The organism is Lentzea sp. NPDC051213 (genome assembly GCF_044455585.1).
Taxonomy (GTDB): Bacteria; Actinomycetota; Actinomycetes; order Mycobacteriales; family Pseudonocardiaceae; genus Lentzea.
Map to the genome: position 1 here is coordinate 1 of NZ_JBITEX010000010.1, position 21394 is coordinate 21394.

The following is a 21394-nucleotide window of genomic DNA, read 5'->3' on the forward strand; positions in this document are numbered from 1 at the left end:
GGCTCGACTACTACAACACTGAACGCGGTCACACCGCCCTCGATGGTCACCCACCCATCAGCCGCACCCAGTCACCAACGTGACAGCCAGGTACATCTAGTACCAGGTGTCGGGCAGGAAGCGTGTGCCGCTAGTGGAAAGCGTTTTGCGCCGCTTCCAGCCCCTTGGTAACGAGAGCCTCAGCAGCGTCCGCCGCCCGATCGATCTCCAACGCAAGCTGCTTGCGCTCCACGGTCGAGAAGTCCTTCAACACGTAATCGGCAGGGTCCTGACGCCCAGACGGCCGGTCCACACCGAAGCGGACGCGGTGGTAGTCCTTGGTACCCAGGGACTTCGTGATGGAGCGGAGTCCGTTGTGGCCGTTGTCGCCCCCGCCGAGCTTCATGCGGATGGCGGCGAACGGGAGGTCCAGCTCGTCGTGGATCACGACGATGGTGGTGGGCTTGAAGAACTTCACGGCGCTCGAGACCGGGCCGCCGGAGAGGTTCATGAAGCTGCGCGGCTTAGCGAGCACTACTCGGTGGCCGTTCAGCCGGCCCTCGACGATCTCGGCGCCGGACTTGTGGGCCTTGAACTTGCCGCCGACTCGGCCGGCGAGTTCGTCGAGGATCAGGAAGCCGATGTTGTGGCGGTTGCCCTCGTACTTCGGGCCTGGGTTGCCCAGGCCGACGACCAGGGTCAGCTCATCGTCCACGGAACCGCAACTCCTGCTCGAGATCGTCCAGCAACGCGTCCACGGCCTGCACCTGGTAGCCCTTGCCCAGCAGGCCGGACGTGGTGCTGAACCGGGTGTTGCGGACCTCGGTGGAGGTCATGGCACCCCGGCCGTCCAGTTTGGCCGCGGCTCGGACGAGGAAGGCGTCGACTTCGGCGCGATCGTATCCGGTGCCGGCTTTCGGCAGCTTGCGCTCGTACAGGTCCTCGCCGGTGTTCAGGCCCGTCGGCGGCACGATGCCGTTGCGGACCTGGAACTCGAGCAGGTGCAGGACACCGTCGACGCTCAGCGGGTCGTAGCCGTTGGGGACCGAGGCGAACCTGACGGTGCGCACGTGGTCCGGGTCCAGGCGGAGCCTGCCGGCCAGTGCGTCGGCGATGATCAGCAGGAACTCGTTCACCTGCTGCGGGTCGTAGCCCTGCCGCTTGCGGCGGAAGGTCTTGGCCCTGATCTCGGTCGGCCGCAGGTACGCAGACGGCGCGCCTCCCCCCTCGTGAGGGGGTGGCGCGCCGTCTGTCCGGCCCGACGTGATGGGGCTCAGCTTTCCTCGGTGGCCTCGGCCGGCGCGGCGGCCTCGTCACCCTCGAGCTGCGCCGCGGACGGCGCCTCGTTCACCGCGACGACCAGAGCGTCGCCGTCGGTGACCAGGACGGCGCCTTCCGGCAGCGTCAGATCGCTCGCGTGGATCTGCGTACCAGCCGCGACACCGGCGATCGACAGCTCGATCTGGTCCGGGATGTGCAGCGCCTCGGCCTCGATCTGGATCGTGCTGAGGTCCTGGGTCAACAGCGTGCCCGAGACGGGCTCGCCGGAGATGACCAGCGGCACCTCGACGGTGACCTTCTCGCCGCGCTTGACGAGCAGGAGGTCGACGTGCTCGATGTAGTTCTTGATGGGGTGCGTGGTGACGGTCTTGGTCAGCGCCAGCTCACTACCGCCATCGATGGCGAGGGTGAGGACGGCGTTCTGACCGTGCTCACGGACAACACGGGCGAACTCGAGCGCCGGCAGGGCCAGGTGCTTCGGGTCGGAACCGTGGCCGTAGAGCACCGCGGGGATCTTGCCAGCGCGACGGGTACGGCGGGCTGCGCCCTTGCCGAATTCGGTGCGCTGCTCAGCGGCGAGACTGACCTCGGACACGGTGGGGCTCTCCTTACAAGTCTGACCTTGTACGTCGGGGCGGTGCACAAGTTTTTCAGCGTTGGGGTGGTGGCCAGCGGCGGCGAGCAGCGCGGAACGGGTCAACACGCGCGGCATCAAGCCACCGCGTCGATCACGCCGAGCCTGTGGAGCTCGCCCTCGCCGAGGCAACCCGACCAGTGTAGGTGAGTGGTTCGCTGGTTGCTAATCGGGGGTGCCCTGGGCAATTGCTGCCGGGTGCGGACACGGCGGAGGCGCGCACCCGGACCCGGATGCGCGCCTCCAGAAGCAGATCAGGCGTTGCCGTCGAACAGGGACGTGACGGACCCGTCCTCGAAGACCTCCTGGATCACCCTGGCCAGCAGCGGGGCGATCGAGAGCACGGTCATGTTCGGGAACCGCTTCTCGGCCGGGATCGGCAGCGTGTCGGTGAACACGACCTCGCGCGCACCGGAGTTCTCCAGCCGCTCGGTCGCCGGGCCGGACAGGATGCCGTGCGTGGCCGCGATCACCACGTCGGCGGCGCCCTCGCCCAGGAGCTGCTTCACCGCGCCGGCGATGGTGCCGCCGGTGTCGACCATGTCGTCGATCACGATGCAGAGCCGGCCCTCGACCTTGCCGACCACGCGGTTCGAGACGACCTCGTTCGGGCGCAGCGGGTCGCGGGTCTTGTGGATGAACGCGATGGGCGTGCCGCCCAGGGTGTCCGCCCACTTCTCGGCCAGCTTGGTGCGGCCGGAGTCGGGGGAGACGACGGTGATCTCGTGGCCCGCGTACTTGCTGCGGATGTGGTCGGCCAGCAGGGGCATGGCCCACAGGTGGTCGACCGGGCCGTCGAAGAAACCCTGGATCTGGGCGGTGTGCAGGTCGACCGACACCAGGCGGTCCGCACCCGCGGTCTTGAACAGGTCGGCGACCAGGCGGGCCGAAATGGGCTCACGGCCGCGGTGCTTCTTGTCCTGCCGGCTGTACGGGTAGAACGGCATGATCACGGTGATCCGCTTGGCCGAGGCGCGCTTCAACGCGTCGACCATGATCAGCTGTTCCATCAGCCACTGGTTGATGGGCGCGGTGTGGGACTGGATGACGAAGGCGTCGCAACCGCGCACCGACTCCTCGAAGCGGACGAAGATCTCGCCGTTGGCGAAGTCGTACGCCTGCTGCGGGGTGACCGTGACGTTGAGGTGCTTCGCGATCTCTTCCGTCAGCTCCGGGTAGGCACGCCCGCCGAAGAGCATCAGGTTCTTCTTCGGTGTGCCGGGCATCTGCGGGTTCACGATCAGCGACCCTCCTCTGTCTTCTCGTCATTCTGGCCAGCGATGGCGGCTTCTGCTGCCTGAGCCGCCGCGGTACCCGCCCGTCGGCTGATGACCCAGCCTTCGAGGTTGCGCTGCGGGCCTCCGGACACGGCGAGCGCGCCCGGCGGGACGTTGCGGCGCAGGACGGTGCCCGCGCCGGTGTACGCGCCGTCGCCCACGCTCACCGGCGCTACGAACATGTTGTCCGAGCCGGTGCGGCAGTGGGATCCGACGATCGTGCGGTGCTTGTTGACGCCGTCGTAGTTGACGGTCACCGATGCTGCACCGATGTTGCTGTGATCGCCGATCGTGGCGTCGCCGATGTAGGACAGGTGGGGGACCTTCGAGCCCTCGCCGATCTGCGCGTTCTTCGTCTCGACGAACGTGCCGATCTTCCCCTTCACGCCCAGCGACGTGCCGGGGCGGAGGTAGGCGAACGGGCCGACGGTGGCGTTGTCGCCGATCACCGAGTCGCTGCCGTGGGTCCGCACCACCGAGGCGCCGGAACCCACCGTCACGCCGGACAGCGTCGTGTCCGGGCCGACCAGGGCCCGCGGGCCCACGACCGTGCCGGCGCGCAGCTGCACGTTCGGCTCGATCAGCGCGTCCTGGCCGATCTGCACGTCCGCGTCGATCCACGCGGAGGAGGGGTCGACGAACGTGACGCCGGAGCGCATGTGGCCCTCGACGATCCGGCGGTTCATCTCGGCGCCGACGGCGGCGAGCTGCACGCGGTCGTTGATGCCCTCGACGAGCCACGGGTCGGACGCGATCAGCGCACCCACCCGCCTGCCGTCGCCGCGGGCGATGCCCAGCACGTCGGTCAGGTAGAGCTCGCCCTGGGCGTTGTCGGTGGACAGCCGCGACAGGCCGTCACGCAGCACCGCGGCGTCGAACGCGTAGACACCGGAGTTGATCTCGGTGATCAGCTGTTCGGCAGCAGAAGCGTCCTTCTGCTCGACGATCCCCAGGACGGACCCGTCCGCGTCGCGCACGATCCGGCCGTACCCGGTGGGGTTCTCGGCCACGGCGGTCAGCACGGTCACGGCGTTGCCGGCGGAGGCGTGCTCGGCCAGCAGGGCCTGGAAGGTCTGGGTGTCGAGCAGCGGCACGTCGCCGTAGCTCACGATCACGGTCCCGGCCAGGTCGTGCGGCAGCTCGGCCAGGCCGCACGAGACGGCGTGCCCGGTGCCCTTCTGCTCGGCCTGCACCGCGACGGTGACCTTGCGGCCCAGCGCCCCGGCCAGCGACTCGAGGTGCTCGGCGACCGCTTCACGGCCGTGGCCGACGACGACGGCCAGGTGATCGGGGTCTGTGCCCGCCGCCGCGCGCACCGCGTGTTCGACGAGTGAGCGTCCGGCGATCCGATGCAGCACCTTGGGCGTGGACGACCGCATGCGGGTGCCTTCCCCGGCGGCGAGCACGACAGTGCTGACAGGGCCCTCGAGCATCAATGCTCTCCCTAACAGGCTGGGTGGTTCGAAGTCCGCGACCAGCCTAAGCCTCCGCCGAGGGCTCCCCTGCCACGGCCGCAACCTGGCAGCCACCCTGACGCTTCGCCACGTACATCGCCGAGTCGGCCCGGGACAGGGCCTGGTTGGCGGATTCGCGCGGCCGCAGGGAGATGACGCCGACCGACAGCGTCACCCCGCGGGAGAGGTCGATTGGTAAGCCTGCCACCGCATCCACGGCCCGGCCGAGTGCTGCTTCGGCGGCGTGCAGAGGGGCTCCCGGCAGCAGTACGACGAACTCGTCGCCGCCGTAGCGGGCCACCATGTCGTCACCCCGCAGGGCCTGCCGGAGTGTGCTGGCAATCACCCGAAGAACATCATCACCATCGGCGTGCGAGTGCCGGTCGTTCACGCCCTTGAACCCGTCGAGGTCCACCAGTGCGACGGAGAACGGGTACACCTGGCCGGAGATGAGCTCGGTCATCTTGTCGTCGAGCGCCCGCCGGTTCGGCAGCCCGGTCAGCGGGTCCTGCAACGCCTGCTGCGCGATCGCGCCGTGCGCCCGCGTCAGCCGTTCGTGCTCACGACGCGTCGTCAGCGTGGCCACGCGGGACTCCCGCATCTGCCACAGCTCGTACTCCAGCGCCGAGTTGTAGGCCTGCAGCGCGGACGTCGTGTGCGGGCCGCAGAGGTGCGCGTACTCGCGCTCCAGCGACAGCACCAGCGACGGTTCCGACGTGTCGTGCTCCATCTGCGTGCGGGTGTCGCCGAGGACCTTCAGCGCGTCGTCCATCCGGTTCGCCTGGACCAGGCACCTGGCCAGCGCGATCGCGACGATGATCAGCTCCCGCGCGTACATCGACAGGCCGCGCAACGACCAGAGCCGGTCGAGGTGGCTCTCGCTGGGGTGCGTGAGCGCCTGCGCGGCACCCAGGATCGGCACCTGCTCGGCGGCGTCGAGGTCACGCCTGCCGGGGTGCAGCGACTGCCGGAACGGCACCTCCGCGGCCTCGGCGAGGCCCGCCGCGACGGCGAACTGGTCGGCCGCCTGGTCGTCGAAGTTCACACGTTCGAGCCGCAGTCCCCACCCGATCCGCAGCCGGGTCCTGTTCACGAGGTGCACGTAGATCTGGTGCGGCTGACCGCTCTCCCACAGCGCGTTGTGCGCGCGGGCCAGCACGTCGTCGGCCATCTCGTAGACGCCCAGCTGGGTCAGCACCAGGGCGATGTCCTGCAGCGTCGTGGCCAGCAGCTGGTCCCACGTCCGCTTGTCGAACACCGGGTCCGCCTCGGGCTCCTCGTCGAGCATCATCGCGAGGGCGGCGGCGATCTCGGTCAGCGCCTTGTCCTCGGCGTTGCCCAGCAGGAACCTGCGTCCGCGCAACGCCCGCGCGTCCGCCTCGAGCACGATCAGGCCGTGGCGGCGGCAGTGGGCGAGCATCTCGTCGAGCTGCGGGTCGGACATGTCGACCAGCCCAGGCGTCACCAACCGGACCACGGCCGCGGCTCTGAGCAGCTGCGCGACGATGCGGGGCTCACCGCGGCCCTGGGCCTCGGCGAGGATGTGGTCGATCTCGGTCGCCGCCTCGAGCTGTGCGGCGAGGTGGCTGCTCTGGGCCACGGCGACAAGTTCGCTCGCGCGGCCCACCAGCCACGCGTCGGACATCTCGTGGTGGCGGTGGCCCACGTTGCCCTGCTCGTCGACCGTTTCCTCGGGCAGCTTCGCACCTCCCAAAGACCACAAACCTTGTGTCCTGCTCCGCCACCAGGATTCGAACCTGGACCATCTGAACCAAAATCAGAGGTGCTGCCTTTACACCATGGCGGAATGGGCGAACTCGCGCCCGCCCTGCGCACATGTTGTCACGAGACGTGCTCTTGTTGTCCAACCACCACTCATCCGGCTCAGCTCATGATCACGGCTTGGCGCCGATTGACCTGGTCAGGAAGTCGCCGAGCGCGTTCCGGTACGTGTCCGTCGCCACATTCCATCCCGAAGTGTGGTCGGCGCCGGGGATCTCCACGTACTGCAGCGGCCACCCCAGACCGGCCGCGGCGGTCGCCAGATCGCGTGAGGACTGGGTGGGCACGGTGCCGTCCGCCGAGCCGTGGAACAGCAGCGTCGGCGGCTTCAGCGCCGGTGGGTTGCGGATCAGGTCGAACCGGTCGAAGTCGATGCCGGCGCGCCAGCCGGACACCAGCTCGGCGATCGGCGTGAGCCACGTCGGCACGCCCCGGTTCTCGGCCTGCAGGTTCAGCGTCTGCGTCCAGTTCGTGACGGGGGAGTCCAGCACGACCCCGCTGACCGCGGCCGCGACGCTCGAGCGGGCCAGCGTCTGGCCCACGAGCGCGCCGCCCATCGACCAGCCGTAGAGCACGACCTTCTGCGCGCCCTGGCTCTGCGCGTACTTGATCCCGGCCTCGACGTCACGCCATTCGGTGTCGCCGAGGTGGTAGAGCCCGTCGGGAGAGGCGGGTGAGCCGACGTCGTTGCGGTAGGTGATCAGCAGAACGGGCAACCCCGCACCGTGCAGCTGAGGAACCACGCGCAGGGCCTCCTCGCGGGACGCGCCCCGCCCGTGCACGGTGATCACCCACGTGTTGTTGTCCGCCGCGGGGACGAACCACGCGGGCATCTCGCCGAGCTCGGACGGCACCCGCACCTCGCTGTAGACCAGGCCCAACGTGGTCTTCGGGTTGCCTTCGTAGACGTCGGTCTCGATGCGCACCTTGGTGCCCTCCGGCGGGGCGGTGCCCTCCAGCAGCGGGCGTTCGACGCGGCCGTCCTTGTTCGCCGCGATGTCGCCGACCTTCGCGGTGCCGCCTGGCCAGACGATGCCGAAGGTGCCGCGCTGCAGGGTGAGCTCGGATTCGGCCAGCACGACGTTCTTGTCGTCCACGCCGAGCGCGGTCTCGGGGTAGCGCTGCGGCACTTCCCCCGGTTCGAGCAGCTCGCCGCTGTAGTACCAGCCGATGCCGCCCAGAGCCACCGTGACCAGCACGAGCAGGGCGAGCAACGAGGTCGCGGTGATCCGGATGATCTTGCGTCTGGCCATCCTCCGATGATCCCGCGTCAACGTCTCGATTCCAGGCGACACCACGCCAGGAACCTGAGAACTGGCCATGAGTTTCCACGTGGGGGCTGGCGAAGTAGGTGGCCCTAACCTACGCTTCCGTAAGTTACGGTTGCGTAGGTACATCACCCCCTGATCCCCCGATCCCCCCTCGAGGTATCTGTATGACCACGACGATGGACCCGTCCACCGACCAGGGCCCGAAACCGTTGTTCGACGGGCGGCGCAGCAACGCCGAGCAAAGCGGCGTCTACGTGTTCGTCATCGTTCCCTTTGTAGCCTTGCTGGCTGCCGTTCCCTTCGCCTGGGGCTGGGGCCTCGGCTGGGTCGACGTGGCGCTCTTCGTCGCCTTCTACTACCTCGCCGGGCTCGGCGTGACGATCGGTTACCACCGGTACTTCACCCACGGCTCCTTCAAGGCGAACCGCGCGCTGAAGATCGCCCTCGCGATCGCGGGCTCGATGGCGTTGCAGGGCCCGGTCATCGACTGGGTCGCCGACCACCGCCGCCACCACGCGTTCTCCGACCGCGAGGGCGACCCGCACTCGCCGTGGCTGTTCGGCACCGGCCCCGCCGCGATCGCCAAGGGCTTCTGGCACTCGCACATGGGCTGGCTGTTCGACCGCGACAAGACCAACCACAAGCGCTTCGCCCCCGACCTGATGGCCGACAAGGACATCGTGTGGGTCGACAAGCTCTTCGTGCTGTGGACGACGATCTCGCTGGTCGCGCCCGGCATTCTCGGCGGCCTGATCACGTGGTCCGTCTGGGGCGGCGTCACCGCGTTCTTCTGGGCCGGCCTCGTCCGCGTCGCGTTCCTGCACCACATCACGTGGTCGGTCAACTCGATCTGCCACATGGTCGGCGACCGCCCGTTCGCGGCGCGCGACCGTTCGGCCAACGTCTGGGCGCTGGCGATCCTGAGCTTCGGCGAGTCGTGGCACAACCTGCACCACGCCGACCCGACCTCCGCGCGGCACGGCGTGAAGCGCGGCCAGATCGACACCTCGGCCCGGCTGATCTGGTTGTTCGAGAAGTTCGGCTGGGCGACGAACGTGCGCTGGCCCAGTGAGCAGCGACTGGCCAGGATCAGCGTCAAGAAGTGAACGCCGTAGGCTGATTCGGTGACCAGGGTCCGGATGACAGGCAAGGAACGCCGCGAGCAACTCCTTGACGTCAGCCGGGCCCTTTTCGCCGAAAAGGGCTTCGAGGCGACCTCGATCGAGGAGATCGCCCACCGCGCCGCGGTGTCGAAGCCGGTCGTCTACGAGCACTTCGGCGGCAAGGAAGGCATCTACGCCGTCGTCGTGGACCGCGAGATGCAGCGCCTGATGGAGCAGATCGTCTCGGCGCTGGACGAGGGCAGTCACCCGCGCGAGCTCCTCGAGCAGGCCGCCTGCGCGCTGCTGGACTACATCGAGGGCTCGACGGACGGCTTCCGCATCCTGGTGCGTGACTCACCGGTCGCGTCGTCCTCCGGCACGTTCTCGTCGCTGTTGAACGACATCGCCTCGCAGGTCGAGCACATCCTCGGCGTGCACTTCGCCCGGCAGGGCTACGACCGCAAGCTCGCGGCTCTGTACGCGCAGGCGCTCGTCGGGATGGTCGCGCTGACCGGGCAGTGGTGGCTCGAGGTGCGCAAGCCGAAGAAGGACGAGGTCGCGGCGCACCTGGTCAACCTGGCCTGGAAAGGGCTCTCGGCGTTGGAGCACAAGCCCAAGCTGCGCATGCCCCGGTCCTGATCGGGCCGTTCCTCCGCAGCCTCACGCGTCTCCTGTGAGCCTCAGCAGCTTGTCGTCGGAACCGTTCGACGTCGTGATGTAGAGCGAGCCGTCCGGCGCGGTGCGGGCGGCGCGCAGGCGGCCGTACTTGTCGTTCAGCTCGTCGGGGATGCTGACGTTCTGCACCTTGCCGGCGTCGTCCAGCGTGAAGAGCAACAGCTTCGTGCCCTTCAACGCGGTGATCGCGAGCTTGCCGTTCCAGAACGCCGCCTGGCAGATCGCCTCGGTCGTCGACCCGGAGGACCACACGGCCGGGACCGCGTCCGGGAACCGCTGCAGGTCGGTCATCGGCACGTTCTCGTTGTACCCGCCCTGCGTGCCGCCCTTGGACGGGTCCCAGCCGTAGTTGGCGCCTGCCTTGAGGAGGTTCACCTCGTCGTCGACGTCGGGCCCGTGCTCGCTGGAGAACGCCTGGCCGCTGCCCGGCCGGAACACGACACCCTGCACGTTGCGGTGGCCGTAGCTGTAGATCCGCCGCTCGTTGGCGTTGCCGGACGTGGCGAACGGGTTGTCCTTCGCGCCCTCGCCCGTCTCCGGGTCGATGCGCAGCACCTTGCCGCCCAGACTGGTGCGGTCCTGCGGGTTGGAGGCCCGCGCGATGTCACCGGTCGCGACGAACATCGTCCCGTCCGGCGCCAGCGTCGGCCGGCACCCGGAGTGGCGCCCGCTCGAGTTGGACGGCAGCCCGGTGAGCAGGTCCTTCACCTTCGTCGCCCTGTTGCCCTGCAGCCGGTACGTCACGAGCCGCACGTCGCTCGTGGTGTTGAAGCAGGTGGTGAAGCGCTGGCCGTCCGGGTGCACGACGAGCCCCATCAGCCCGCCCTCGCCCCGCACCTGCAGGTTGGGGAGATCGACCTCGACGGGGGTGACCTGGCCGTTGCGGACGAGCTTGATCCGCCCGGGCCGTTCGGTGACCAGCATCGAGCCGTCCGGCAGGAAACCGACGTCCCAGCCGTGCGAGAACCCGGCCGCGACCTCCTCCACCTTCAGCCCCTGAGGCGGCGCCGCCGTCGAGGGTGCGTTGCCGCCCGCCTCTGGTGACGAACAGGAAGCGACCGCCAGCACCAACCCTGCAGCAACTAGTGCGCGCATGTCCTAACTATGCGTTTGGTGCCGTGGAGGTTCCGTAAGGCCGCTCAACGGGCAGCAACGCGCGTGCTCCGTCCAGGTCCTGCGCGCGCACCTTCTCGTGAATCTGCCTGGCCAGCGGCGTTACGTCGGTGATGCTGACCGTCCACTCGTCGACGTACTTGTGCACGGCTTCGCGGGTCAGGCCGATCTGGATGGATCGGTGCTGCAGCGGTTCGTGGTGCAGGCCGCGTTCGGGATCCCACTGGACGCGCACCGCCGGCTTGCCGGAGATGTTGCTCTCGAGGGCGTGCGCCACCGCCCAGTCGAAGCCCTCGCGGGTGATTCGCACTGCCAGGACTCGCTCCTGGCCTTCCTTCTGGGCGTAGCCGCAGCGGTACATCATCCAGAGGAACGACGGCTTGATCCACGTCATCCGTTCCATCTTGAACGGAGGCACGAACCGTTGGGCGGCTAAGGCCGGTTCGGCTATCCGGGGTGAATAGGCCTGGTAGACCACGATGGACTGATCGTCGTAGTCAGCCCTGATCTCTCTCATTTCCACCCGCACAGGGTGACCGTTCGATATTCGCTGGAGCCAGCCGATTTCGCCGTGGCAGGGTCGGCGCGTGGAGATCACCCGAATCAACCCCGCCGAGCTGCACGAACCGCCCGGCTACCACCACGTCACGATCGTCGAGGCAGGCCGGACCGCCTACCTGGCCGGCCAGTGCCCGATCGGCCCCGGCGGCGAGCTGGTCGGCAGGGGAGACCTCGCCGCTCAGGTCGACCAGGTCGTGTCGAACGCCCTGATCGCCCTCGCCGCGGCCGGCACCGATCCCCGCCACGTGGTCCGGTCCGTCGTGTACGTGGTGAGCACCGACGGCGCCGCGCTGGCCGACGTCTGGCGGCGGCTCACCGGCTCCGCGATCGGGCCGGCGTTCACCACCGCGAGCACGCTTCTCGGGGTCGCGCAGCTCGGATTCCCAGGTCAGCTCGTCGAGGTCGACCTCACGGCGGCCCTTCCGGAGCCACCCGATAAGGCGTAGCCACACGAGCTAAGGTGGTCGGTGAGACCCCTCGTCCCAGGCAGGGGTCTGTCTGGCGTTCCGCACTCGACGGGGTTTCTCACATGCCGCTGCTCGGCCTGCTCGATGGTGTCCTGCCCGACAAAGCCCTCCGTTCGCTGATCGATTCCGCCGGTGTCCCCGAGCTGGAGCTGGACGGCCCGCTGGCCGCCCGCCCGCTCGTCACCGCGGCCCTGTCCACCGTCCGGCCCGTGCTCGCCGTCACGGCGACCGGCCGCGAGGCCGAAGAGCTGACGAACGTCGTCAAAGACCTCATCGGCAACGACAACGTGGCGTTGTTCCCGAGCTGGGAGACGCTGCCGCACGAACGACTCTCGCCCCGCGCGGACACCGTCGGTGCCCGGCTGCAGATCCTCCGCCGGCTCAAGCACCCCGACGGCAACCCGATCAAGGTCCTCGTCACCACCGTCCGCAGCCTCATCCAGCCGATGGCGCCGGACCTGGGCGAGCTCAAGCCCGTCCACCTCAAAACTGGCGAGGAGCAGGACTTCGTCGAGCTGATCACGCGGCTCGCCGAGAACGCCTACACCCGCGTCGACATGGTCGAGAAGCGCGGCGAGTACGCCACTCGCGGTGGCATTCTCGACCTCTTCCCGCCGACCGCGGAGCACCCGTACCGCGTCGAGTTCTGGGGCGACGAGGTCAGCGAGATCCGGCCGTTCTCCGTGCAGGACCAGCGGTCGCTGCCGGAGGAGATCACCGAGTTCGTCGCGCCGCCGTGCCGTGAGCTGCTGCTGACCGAGGAGGTGAAGCAGCGCGCGGCCGACCTCGCGCTGGAGCACCAGTCGGACGCGCACCTCGCCGAGATGCTGGAGAAGATCTCCGGCGGTATCGCGGTCGAGGGCATGGAGGCGCTGATCCCGGCGCTGTGCCCCGGTGAGCTGCAGCTGCTCACCGACGTGGTGCCCAAGGGCACGCACGTGCTGCTCAACGACCCGGAGAAGATCCGCGCGCGGGCCGCTGACCTGGTGCGGACCGGCCAGGAGTTCCTGGAGGCCTCCTGGATGGCTGCCGCCGGCGGTGGCAAGGCGCCGATCGACCTCGGGCGCAGCGCCTACCAGAGCATCCGCGAGATCGCGGAGGCGGCGAAGGCGAACGACCGTCCGTGGTGGACGCTCAGCCAGCTCACCACCGACCTGCCGGACGTGGTGCACCTCGATGTCAAGCCGGTCGAGGCCTACCAGGGCGACGTGGAGCGCGCGTTCGCGGACCTCAAGGCGCACACCGCGACCGGCGGCGCGGCCGTCCTGGTCGTGCCCGGTGCCGGTACGGCGCAACGTGCCGTCGAGCGGCTCAAGGAAGCCGACGTCGCCGCCACCCACGTGGAAAGCCTTGACGCGGCACCGAAAGCGTCCACCGTCACGGTCGTGCGCGGTGCGCTGGAGGACGGCTTCGTCCTGCCCGACCTCGCGCTGGTCGTGCTCACCGAGACCGACCTTACCGGTGGGCGCGGCGGAACGTCCACAAGGGACATGCGCAAGATGCCGTCCAAGCGGCGCAACGCGGTGGACCCGCTGGCGCTCAAGGCCGGCGACTTCGTGGTGCACGAGCAGCACGGCATCGGCAAGTACGTGGAGATGGTCCAGCGCACGGTCGCCGGAGCCACCCGCGAGTACCTCGTTCTCGAGTACGCGTCGTCCAAGCGCGGCCAGCCGGGCGACCGGCTCTTCGTGCCCACCGACCAGCTCGACGAGATCAGCAGGTACGTCGGTGGCGAGCTGCCGACGCTGAACAAGCTCGGCGGCAGCGACTGGAAGAACACGAAGTCCAAGGCGCGCAAGGCGGTCAAGCAGATCGCGGCCGAGCTCGTGCAGCTCTACGCGGCCCGCCAGAGCGCCCCAGGCCACGCGTTCGCGAGCGACACACCGTGGCAGCGCGAGCTGGAGGACGCGTTCGCGTTCACCGAGACGCAGGACCAGATGGCCGCGATCGACGAGGTCAAGGCCGACATGGAACGTGGCGTGCCGATGGACCGCGTCATCTGCGGTGACGTCGGCTACGGCAAGACGGAGATCGCGGTGCGGGCGGCCTTCAAGGCCGTGCAGGACGGCAAACAGGTCGCCGTTCTGGTGCCGACCACGCTGCTCGCCCAGCAGCACCTCAACACGTTCGCCGAGCGGATGCGTCAGTTCCCGGTGAACGTCAAGGGACTCAGCCGTTTCACCGACCCCGCCGAGTCGGAGCAGGTGATCCACGGCCTCGCGGACGGCGAGGTCGACATCGTCATCGGCACGCACCGGCTGCTGCAGAAGACCGTGCGCTACAAGGACCTGGGCCTCGTGATCGTCGACGAGGAGCAGCGCTTCGGTGTCGAGCACAAGGAACACATCAAGGCGCTGCGGACCCACGTCGACGTGCTGACCATGTCCGCGACGCCGATCCCGCGCACGCTGGAGATGTCGCTCGCCGGCATCCGTGAGATGTCGACGATCCTGACCCCGCCGGAGGAACGGCACCCGATCCTGACCTACGTCGGCGGGTACGACGACAAGCAGGTCGGTGCCGCGATCCGCCGCGAGCTGATGCGGGACGGCCAGGTCTTCTACGTGCACAACCGGGTCTCGACGATCGAGAAGGCCGCGAAGCGCATCCGCGAGCTGGTGCCGGAGGCCCGCGTGGTCACCGGGCACGGCCAGATGAACGAGGACAAGCTCGAGCACCTCATCCAGGGGTTCTGGGAGCGAGAGTACGACGTGCTCGTCTGCACCACGATCGTCGAGACCGGCCTCGACATCTCGAACGCCAACACGTTGATCGTCGAGCGCGGCGACCTGCTCGGCCTGGCCCAGCTGCACCAGCTGCGCGGCCGCGTCGGCCGTGGCCGCGAGCGCGGGTACGCGTACTTCCTGTACCCGCAGGAGACCCCGCTGACCGAGCACGCGCACGACCGGCTCGCGACGATCGCGCAGAACACCGAGCTCGGCGCCGGCATGGCCGTCGCGATGAAGGACCTGGAGATCCGCGGCGCCGGCAACATCCTCGGCGCCGAGCAGTCCGGGCACATCGCGGGCGTCGGGTTCGACCTGTACGTCCGGCTGGTCGGCGAGGCCGTCGAGGCGTTCCGCAAGCACGCGGGGGCGGAGAGCGTCGAAGAGGAAGAGCTCGCCGAGGTCCGCGTGGACCTTCCGGTCGACGCGCACATCCCGCACGAGTACGTGCCAGGCGAACGGCTCCGGCTGGAGGCGTACCGCAAGATCGCGGCCGCTTCGGACGAGGCCGCGCTGCAGTCGGTGTGGGACGAGCTCAAGGACCGCTACGGCACGCCGCCGGAACCGGTGGAACGCCTGCTCAGCGTCGCCCGCCTGCGGCACACCTGCCGCCGGCACGGGGTCACCGAGGTGATCGCGATGGGGCAGAACGTGCGGTTCGCGAAGCTGGAACTGCTCGACTCGCAGCTGGTCAGGATGCGCCGGCTCTTCCCGAAGGCCGTCTACAAGCAGGCGATGGGCACCGTGACAGTGCCTAGGCCGACAGAAGGAGCGGCAGGGGGCCGGATGGGTGCACCGCAGTTGCGCGACCAGGAGCTGTTGAACTGGTGCGGTGCGTTCCTCGACTCACTGGCGGGGACTCCCGTGACCCCGGTCACCACGGCGTGAGAGGGTAGATCCTCGTGAGCACTGTTCTGAAGCGTTTCTCGCTGGTCGGTGTTGCTGTGGCGCTGTTGGCCACCGGCTGTGGCAGCGGCCCGGCGAAGGCCGGTTCGGCCGCGATCGTCGGGGGTCAGGCGATCAACCTGGAGACCGTCCAGGACCGCACCGTGACGGTGCTCAAGAAGGAGCCAGCCGCCCAGCAGATGCAGGACCAGGGCAAGCTCGACCAGGTCTCGCGGCTGGTGCTGGCGGACGAGATCACGCACAAGATCGCGGAGTACGCGGGGCAGCGCGAGAACATCACGGTCGACGAGACCAAGGTGTACGACGCGGTGCAGGAGAAGGGTGGCCCCGAGGCCGCCGCGAAGCAGAGCGAGCAGGACGCCACCACGATCTACCGCCGCACCCGCGACGTGCTGATCATGGGTGAGCTGGCCCGCCGCAACCTCTCCACGCTCGAGGTCACGATCGACTTCTTCCAGAGCAAGGACCCGAAGGAAGCGAAGGAGAAGGCCGCCGAGGTCGCGGCCGACCCCTCGAAGATGGCGCGGTTCGTGCAGGAGGCCCCGCGCACCACTGGCGGCCAGCAGGCGTCGGCGTCGAACCAGAAGGTGCGCGTCACCGAGAACCCGTCGCTGGTGCACACGATGCTGTGGGGCGTGCAGCCCGGCACCGTCGTCGCCTTCCCGGCCGACGAGCAGCAGTCCAGCTGGATGGTCGCGCTGGTCAAGGCGCGCAACAAGGTCTCGCCGGTCCCCGGTGAGGACGACCTCGCCGACCGGATCGACCCGCAGCTGCTGGCCGCGTTCGGCCTGCGGATCGCCCAGTCCCTGGCCGCCGACCTGCCGATCGAGGTGAACCCGCGCTACGGCGTGTGGGACCCGACCGGCGCGACGGTCGTGGCCCGCTCCGGTGAGAAGGCCGGTTTCGTCGGCGTGACCGCGACGACGAACAAGTCTTGATCACCGTCGTCGTCCTCAGCGAGCGGCTCGACGCCGTGCTGCCCGCTGCCGCCCTGCCCGCGTTGCGCGCCGCCACGGCCGTCTACGCGGGCGAGGGCGTGGCACTGGAGTTCTGGTCGTCGCTGGGCGTGGACGGGCCGGCACCGGCCGTCGTGGAGGACGGCGCGGTCGTGATCACGACTTCGCCGGACGCCTATCCGGGCGCGCACGTGATCACGACGCCGGAGCCGCTGGGCGCCGCATTGCTCGACGCGGCCGCGGTGATGCACCGGTTGCGCTCGCCCGGCGGCTGTCCGTGGGACGCCGAGCAGGACCACCTGTCGTTGCGGCAGTACCTGCTCGAAGAGACTTTCGAGCTGCTGGAGGCGATCGAGGACGGCGACCGCGCGGCGATGCGCGAGGAGCTGGGCGACGTCCTGCTCCAGGTGCTGTTCCACGCACGGGTCGCGGCCGACCACGCCGAAGATCCGTTCGACATCGACGCGGTCGCGGCCGAACTGGTGGCCAAGCTCGTCGGCCGGCACCCGCACGTCTTCGAGGGTCATGATCCGGCCGTGCACGACGCGACCTCGCAGCAGCACCGCTGGGAGGAGCTCAAGCAGGCCGAGAAGCGCCGCGAGTCCAGTGTGGACGGTGTCGCGCTGGGTCAGCCCGCGGTCGCGCTGGCCGCGAAGCTGGTGCAGCGCACCAAACGCGCGGGATTCCCCGTCGATCTGCTGCCGGAGGGTGACGACACGGGCACGACGTTGTTCGTCGTCACCGCGCTGGCGAAGCTCGCGGGCGAGGACCCGGAGACAGAGCTTCGCCAGGTGTGCCGCCGTTTCGCCGCGAACGTTCGTGAGGCGGAGGCCAAGGCCAGGGCAGAAGGCCTGGAATCTCTCAACGTTCGGGACTGGCGTCGGTTTTGGCCCTCCTGAAACGGTGAACGTGGGCTAACGTCGATCACGTGACTTACCTGCGGTATCCGCACCTTTGCGGTGACTTGGTGACGTTCGTGGCCGAGGACGACGTGTGGCTCGCGCCCGTCGGCGGAGGAAGGGCCTGGCGCGCGTCCGCTGACCAGGTACCGGCCCGCTCACCACGTTTCTCCCCGGACGGCGCGCATCTCGCGTGGGCCAGCGTCATCGACGGTGCGCCGGAAGTGCGGGTGGCGCCTGTGGACGGTGGTCCCGCGCGCCGGTTGACGCACTGGGGTGTGGGCCGCACGGCCGTATCGGGGTGGACGCCGGACGGGCGAGTGCTCGCCGTGTCGACCACCGGGCAGATGAGTCGCAACCGCAAGCAGGCGCACGCCGTTCCGCTGGACGGCGGACCGGCCGAGGTGCTGCCGTACGGGTGGGTCAACGACGTCTCGTTCGGGCCGGACGGGCAGGTCGTCACGTCGTCCAGCTACATGCAGGAACCCGCGAACTGGAAGCGTTATCGCGGCGGCACGGCGGGCAAGCTGTGGGTGGATCTGGCCGGTGACGGCGAGTTCACCCGGATCCTCGGCGACCTGAAGTCGTCGCTGGCGAACCCGATGTGGGTCGACGGGCGGATCGTGTTCCTGTCCGACCACGAGGGCGTCGGCAGCGTGTACTCGGTGCAGCCGGACGGCTCCGATCTGCGCCGCCACACGTCAGGGGAGTTCTACGCCCGCAACGCCTCCAGCGACGGTTCGCGGGTGATCTTCCACCAGGCCGGCGAGCTGTGGCTGCTCGACGGCCTGTCGGACCTGCGCAAGCTCGACATCAAGCTCGGCGGGCCGCGCACCGGCCGGCAACCGCACCACGTCAAGGCTTCCGGGAACGTCGAGTCGTTCAGCGTCGACCACACCGGACGTGCTTCCGCCGTCGAGGTTCGTGGTTCCGTGCACTGGGTGACGCATCGCGACGGCCCGGTGCGCGCGCTGGCGGAGCGCTCGGACGTCCGCGCGCGGTTGCCGAAGGTGCTCGGCGAGACCGATCACGTCGTGTGGGTGACGGACGTCGAGGGCGAAGAGGCCCTGGAGATCGCGCCGGTCGGCGGCGTCGAGCCGGGCAACACCGCGCGCCGCGTCGCCTCCGGTCAGCTCGGCCGGGTCATGTCGCTGGCCGCCGCGCCGGACGGTTCGCGCGTCGCGGTCGCCACGCACGACGGCCGGTTGTTGTTGGTGGACATCGCAAGCGGTGAGGTGCGCGAGGTCGTCGCCGGGGCGAACGCGCACATCACGCATCTCGCGTTCTCGCCGGACTCGGGCTGGCTGGCGTGGTCGCATCCGGGGCCGACGCCGTTGCGGCAGATCAGGATGGCGAACACCGCCGATCTGTCCGTTGTGGACGTCACGCCGCTGCGCTTCGCGGACTTCTCGCCGACGTTCACCGAGGACGGCAAGTACCTGGCGTTCCTGTCGATCCGCACGTTCGACCCGGTGTACGACGCGCACGTGTTCGACCTGTCGTTCCCGACCGGTTGCCGCCCGCACCTGGTGCCGCTGGCCGCGACCACGCCGTCGCCGTTCGCCCCGATGCACGGCGGCCGTCCCGTCGGTGACGAGGACAAGGACTCCGACGACGAGGACGAGAAGGCGCCCACCACGAAGATCGACATCGAGGGCCTCGCCGACCGCGTGGTGCCGGTGCCCGTCGCGGTCGCCGAGTACGTCGGCCTGAAGGCGGCCAAGGGCGGGTTGCTGTGGCTGCGCCGGCCGTTGCTCGGGGTGCTCGGCGACAACCTGGCCTCGCCGGACTCCCGGCCGCCGCGCACGGTCCTCGAACGCTTCGACTTCGGCAAGCGCAAGACCGAGGTGCTGGCCGACAGCGCGGAAGCGTTTGCGGTGTCCGGTGACGGCAAGCGGATGGTCGTCGAGGACCGCGGCGACCTGCGGGTCGTGCCGTCCGACAGCAAGGTCGACGACGACTCCGCCGACCACGTCGAGATCGACCTGTCGCGGGTCAGGGTCGTGGTCGACCCCGCCGCGGAGTGGGCGCAGATGTACGCCGAGAACGGGCGGCTCATGCGCGACCACTTCTGGCGCACCGACATGGGCGGCGTCGACTGGCAGGGCGAGCTGGACCGCTACCGGCCGCTGGTGGCCGAGGTGGGCAGCCACGACGACCTGGTCGACCTGCTGTGGGAGGTGCAGGGCGAGCTCGGCACGTCGCACGCGTACGTGTGGGGTGAGTCGCCACGCGTACCGGCGTCCCGCCGTCAGGGCCTGCTGGGCGCTGATCTGGTGCGTTCCGGCTCCGACTGGGTCGTTGCGCGCGTGATCCCCGGTGAGACGTCAGACCCGCACGCCCGTTCGCCGCTGGCCGCTCCTGGCGTGGCTGTGCGCGCGGGCGACGCCATCGTGGCCGTCGACGGTCGTCCGGTCGACCTGGCCGGGCCGGGCGCGTTGCTGGTGGGCACCGCCGGCAAGCCCGTGGAGCTGACCGTGCGGCCTTCGGGTGGTGGGGAGCTGCGTCGGGCCGTGGTCGTGCCTCTGGCTGACGAAGAGCCGCTGCGCTACCACTCGTGGGTGGCTGACAGGCGTGCGTTCACGCACAAGGTGTCCGGCGGCCGGGTGGGGTACCTGCACGTGCCGGACATGATGGGCGCCGGCTGGGCGCAGCTGCACCGCGACCTGCGCGTGGAACTGGCCCGCGAGGCACTGGTGCTGGACGTTCGCGAGAACGGTGGCGGCCACACCTCCCAGCTCGTGATTGAGAAGCTGGGCCGCAAGGTCATCGGCTGGTCCGTCGCCCGCGGCTACACGGCCTCCGAGTCGTACCCGCAGGACGCGCCGCGCGGCCCGGTGGTCGCGGTGGCCGACGAGTTCGCCGGTTCGGACGGCGACATCGTGAACGTGGCCATCAAGGAACTGGGCATCGGACCCGTCGTCGGGGTCCGGACCTGGGGCGGAGTCATCGGCATCGACATGCTCTACACGCTCGTCGACGGCACCATGGTCACCCAACCGAGGTACGCGTCGTGGTTCAAGGGCCACGGATGGGCAGTGGAGAACTACGGGGTAGACCCGGACATCGAGGTGGTCATGTCGCCATCCGACCGTGTTTCCGGGCGCGACCCGCAGCTGGAGAGGGCCGTTTCGTTGGCTCTGGAAAGCCTTTCATCTTCGCCTGCTGCTCACGCTCCGGAGTTGCCTCCGCTGACCTGAACACCCCATCGTGTGACTAAAGAACTGTGACGGACTGTTCCGTGTGGACGATCAACAAGACGGAACAGTTGTCACCGTTCGGGGGTGTGCCAGATGAGTCACCGTGATGAGCCGCGAAGTGGTCGCGGGTGCTTCGGAGCCGTGGTCGTCGTGCCGTTCCTGGCGCTGGGCGGCATGTTCGTGCTGATCGCTTTGACGGGGTCGCCGGATGAGGCGCCGTTGGCTGCGCCTCCGCCTTCTCGGCCCACTTCTCAGTGGTGGACCGAGCCCTTCGAGACTTCTGTTTCCACCGTTACCGAGACCGTGGTGGTGGAGGGGCAGGCTCGGGAGGTTCGGGCTGCTCGGCTTGCCACTCAGACTCGGGCTGTTGTGTCCACTGTGACTGAGACTGTTCGGTCCACTGTGGTCAAGCCTCCGGCTGGGGGGCGGAACGAGCCTCCTCCTGGGGAGGAGGATCCCTCGGAGCCTTCACCGTCTACTTCGGACTCTGCTTCGCCGCCTGTGGTCACGTCGTCTGTTGTTACTGCTCCGCCTGTGTTGGAGCCGCCGGTTGTTTCGGGGCCGGCGGAGCCTTCTGGGCCTTCTACTGAGACGCCGGTGCCTTCTACGCCTCGGTCTGAGGAGCCGGTTACGCCTACCGCTCCTCCGTGTGAGCGGGGTGAGCCTGGGCCTTCCACGCCGGAAGAGCCGCCTGTGGTTGAGGTTTCGGTTGAGTTGGCTGGGGGTTCCACCGGTGCATCCCCCGGTGCTTCCTCAAGTGCTTCCCCTGCTGAGGTTTTGTCCACGTCCTCCGCGCCTTCGGCAGGGGTCTGAGAAAGGGGGTTGGGGTCTTCTTCCGCCAGGCCCCAACTTCCTTCATTTTTCTTGAGAACGCACAGAAAGTGTGTGCAGTGCGGGGTTGGGTGTTTGCCCGCGACCGGTTGCCCCGACTTGCCGGTCCTTCGTCCTCCGGGTCACCTGGCCTGCGGGGCAGCGGTTTTGGCCGCTGCCCCGTTTCTGCTTTTCTTCGGGCGCTCCGGTTGCCTTGGGGGTCGGGTTGCGTTGGCGGGTTCCTGGTGCGTGCTTTCCCTGGGGGCTCTGCCCCCAGACCCCCGGCAATCTGATCGGGGG

16 protein-coding genes and 1 tRNA gene are annotated in these 21394 nt (G+C 69.0%); 7 read left to right on the top strand and 10 right to left on the bottom strand.

Going from position 1 to position 21394, the window contains the following annotated elements; genetic code table 11:
• Nucleotides 1–130: 130 nt before the first annotated feature.
• The 8 genes from pth to ACIA8G_RS36400 all read right to left on the bottom strand — a co-directional run bounded on the left by pth (nt 131) and on the right by ACIA8G_RS36400 (nt 7660).
• Nucleotides 131–694, bottom strand: a complete 564-nt coding sequence (pth, locus tag ACIA8G_RS36365) for an aminoacyl-tRNA hydrolase (RefSeq protein ID WP_396423298.1) — start codon at nt 692–694, stop codon at nt 131–133.
• Nucleotides 684–1247 (bottom strand): DivIVA domain-containing protein, encoded by a 564-nt coding sequence (locus ACIA8G_RS36370; protein WP_396423654.1) that lies wholly within the window; start codon nt 1245–1247, stop codon nt 684–686. The genes pth and ACIA8G_RS36370 overlap by 11 nt, the downstream gene beginning before the upstream one ends.
• A gap of 5 nt (nt 1248–1252) precedes the next feature.
• Nucleotides 1253–1855 (bottom strand): 50S ribosomal protein L25/general stress protein Ctc, encoded by a 603-nt coding sequence (locus tag ACIA8G_RS36375; RefSeq protein WP_396423299.1) that lies wholly within the window; start codon nt 1853–1855, stop codon nt 1253–1255.
• A gap of 293 nt (nt 1856–2148) precedes the next feature.
• Nucleotides 2149–3120, bottom strand: coding sequence for a ribose-phosphate diphosphokinase (locus ACIA8G_RS36380; protein ID WP_396423655.1), 972 nt, complete (start codon nt 3118–3120; stop codon nt 2149–2151).
• A 14-nt stretch (nt 3121–3134) separates the two neighbouring features.
• Nucleotides 3135–4604, bottom strand: coding sequence for a bifunctional UDP-N-acetylglucosamine diphosphorylase/glucosamine-1-phosphate N-acetyltransferase GlmU (gene glmU / locus ACIA8G_RS36385; RefSeq protein ID WP_396423300.1), 1470 nt, complete (start codon nt 4602–4604; stop codon nt 3135–3137).
• Nucleotides 4605–4650: 46 nt separating this feature from the next.
• Complete coding sequence (locus ACIA8G_RS36390) at nt 4651–6339, bottom strand: GGDEF domain-containing protein (protein ID WP_396423301.1); 1689 nt, start codon at nt 6337–6339, stop codon at nt 4651–4653.
• Nucleotides 6340–6361: 22 nt separating this feature from the next.
• Nucleotides 6362–6432 (bottom strand) — tRNA-Gln (locus tag ACIA8G_RS36395).
• 88 nt (nt 6433–6520) lie between these two features.
• Nucleotides 6521–7660: an alpha/beta hydrolase family protein gene (locus ACIA8G_RS36400; protein ID WP_396423302.1), complete on the bottom strand. Its 1140-nt coding sequence runs from the start codon at nt 7658–7660 to the stop codon at nt 6521–6523.
• A gap of 182 nt (nt 7661–7842) precedes the next feature.
• On the opposite strand from ACIA8G_RS36400, the gene ACIA8G_RS36405 reads away from it, so the two are divergent.
• Entirely contained in the window at nt 7843–8784 is a 942-nt protein-coding gene (locus tag ACIA8G_RS36405) for an acyl-CoA desaturase (protein ID WP_396423303.1), read from the top strand.
• 33 nt (nt 8785–8817) lie between these two features.
• Nucleotides 8818–9420, top strand: coding sequence for a TetR/AcrR family transcriptional regulator (locus ACIA8G_RS36410; RefSeq protein ID WP_396423656.1), 603 nt, complete (start codon nt 8818–8820; stop codon nt 9418–9420).
• A gap of 21 nt (nt 9421–9441) precedes the next feature.
• Here the strand turns inward: ACIA8G_RS36410 and ACIA8G_RS36415 are convergent, their stop codons facing one another.
• Entirely contained in the window at nt 9442–10551 is a 1110-nt protein-coding gene (locus ACIA8G_RS36415) for a PQQ-dependent sugar dehydrogenase (RefSeq protein WP_396423304.1), read from the bottom strand.
• Nucleotides 10552–10558: 7 nt separating this feature from the next.
• A complete protein-coding gene (locus ACIA8G_RS36420) occupies nt 10559–11086 on the bottom strand; it encodes a DUF4291 domain-containing protein (RefSeq protein WP_396423657.1) in 528 nt (175 codons plus the stop codon).
• A gap of 70 nt (nt 11087–11156) precedes the next feature.
• On the opposite strand from ACIA8G_RS36420, the gene ACIA8G_RS36425 reads away from it, so the two are divergent.
• The 5 genes from ACIA8G_RS36425 to ACIA8G_RS36445 all read left to right on the top strand — a co-directional run bounded on the left by ACIA8G_RS36425 (nt 11157) and on the right by ACIA8G_RS36445 (nt 20284).
• Nucleotides 11157–11576: a RidA family protein gene (locus ACIA8G_RS36425; RefSeq protein WP_396423305.1), complete on the top strand. Its 420-nt coding sequence runs from the start codon at nt 11157–11159 to the stop codon at nt 11574–11576.
• 83 nt (nt 11577–11659) lie between these two features.
• Nucleotides 11660–15211, top strand: a complete 3552-nt coding sequence (mfd, locus tag ACIA8G_RS36430) for a transcription-repair coupling factor (protein ID WP_396423306.1) — start codon at nt 11660–11662, stop codon at nt 15209–15211.
• A 14-nt stretch (nt 15212–15225) separates the two neighbouring features.
• Complete coding sequence (locus ACIA8G_RS36435) at nt 15226–16167, top strand: hypothetical protein (protein ID WP_396423307.1); 942 nt, start codon at nt 15226–15228, stop codon at nt 16165–16167.
• A complete protein-coding gene (locus tag ACIA8G_RS36440; protein ID WP_396423308.1) occupies nt 16164–17084 on the top strand; it encodes a MazG family protein in 921 nt (306 codons plus the stop codon). Before ACIA8G_RS36435 ends, ACIA8G_RS36440 begins: the two co-directional genes overlap by 4 nt.
• Before the next feature lie 29 nt (nt 17085–17113).
• The gene (locus ACIA8G_RS36445; protein ID WP_396423309.1) at nt 17114–20284 is read left to right on the top strand and encodes a PDZ domain-containing protein; all 3171 of its coding nucleotides are present in this window, start codon (nt 17114–17116) and stop codon (nt 20282–20284) included.
• Nucleotides 20285–21394: the final 1110 nt, after the last annotated feature.

Bases quoted from the DNA above. Each gene is read 5' to 3' on its own strand.
- mfd (WP_396423306.1), top strand. From the start codon at position 11,660: ATGCCGCTGCTCGGCCTGCTCGATGGTGTCCTGCCCGACAAAGCCCTC.
- ACIA8G_RS36415 (WP_396423304.1), bottom strand. From the start codon at position 10,551: ATGCGCGCACTAGTTGCTGCAGGGTTGGTGCTGGCGGTCGCTTCCTGT.
- ACIA8G_RS36380 (WP_396423655.1), bottom strand. From the start codon at position 3,120: ATGCCCGGCACACCGAAGAAGAACCTGATGCTCTTCGGCGGGCGTGCC.
- ACIA8G_RS36400 (WP_396423302.1), bottom strand. From the start codon at position 7,660: ATGGCCAGACGCAAGATCATCCGGATCACCGCGACCTCGTTGCTCGCC.
- glmU (WP_396423300.1), bottom strand. From the start codon at position 4,604: ATGCTCGAGGGCCCTGTCAGCACTGTCGTGCTCGCCGCCGGGGAAGGC.
- ACIA8G_RS36420 (WP_396423657.1), bottom strand. From the start codon at position 11,086: ATGAGAGAGATCAGGGCTGACTACGACGATCAGTCCATCGTGGTCTAC.
- ACIA8G_RS36405 (WP_396423303.1), top strand. From the start codon at position 7,843: ATGACCACGACGATGGACCCGTCCACCGACCAGGGCCCGAAACCGTTG.
- ACIA8G_RS36410 (WP_396423656.1), top strand. From the start codon at position 8,818: ATGACAGGCAAGGAACGCCGCGAGCAACTCCTTGACGTCAGCCGGGCC.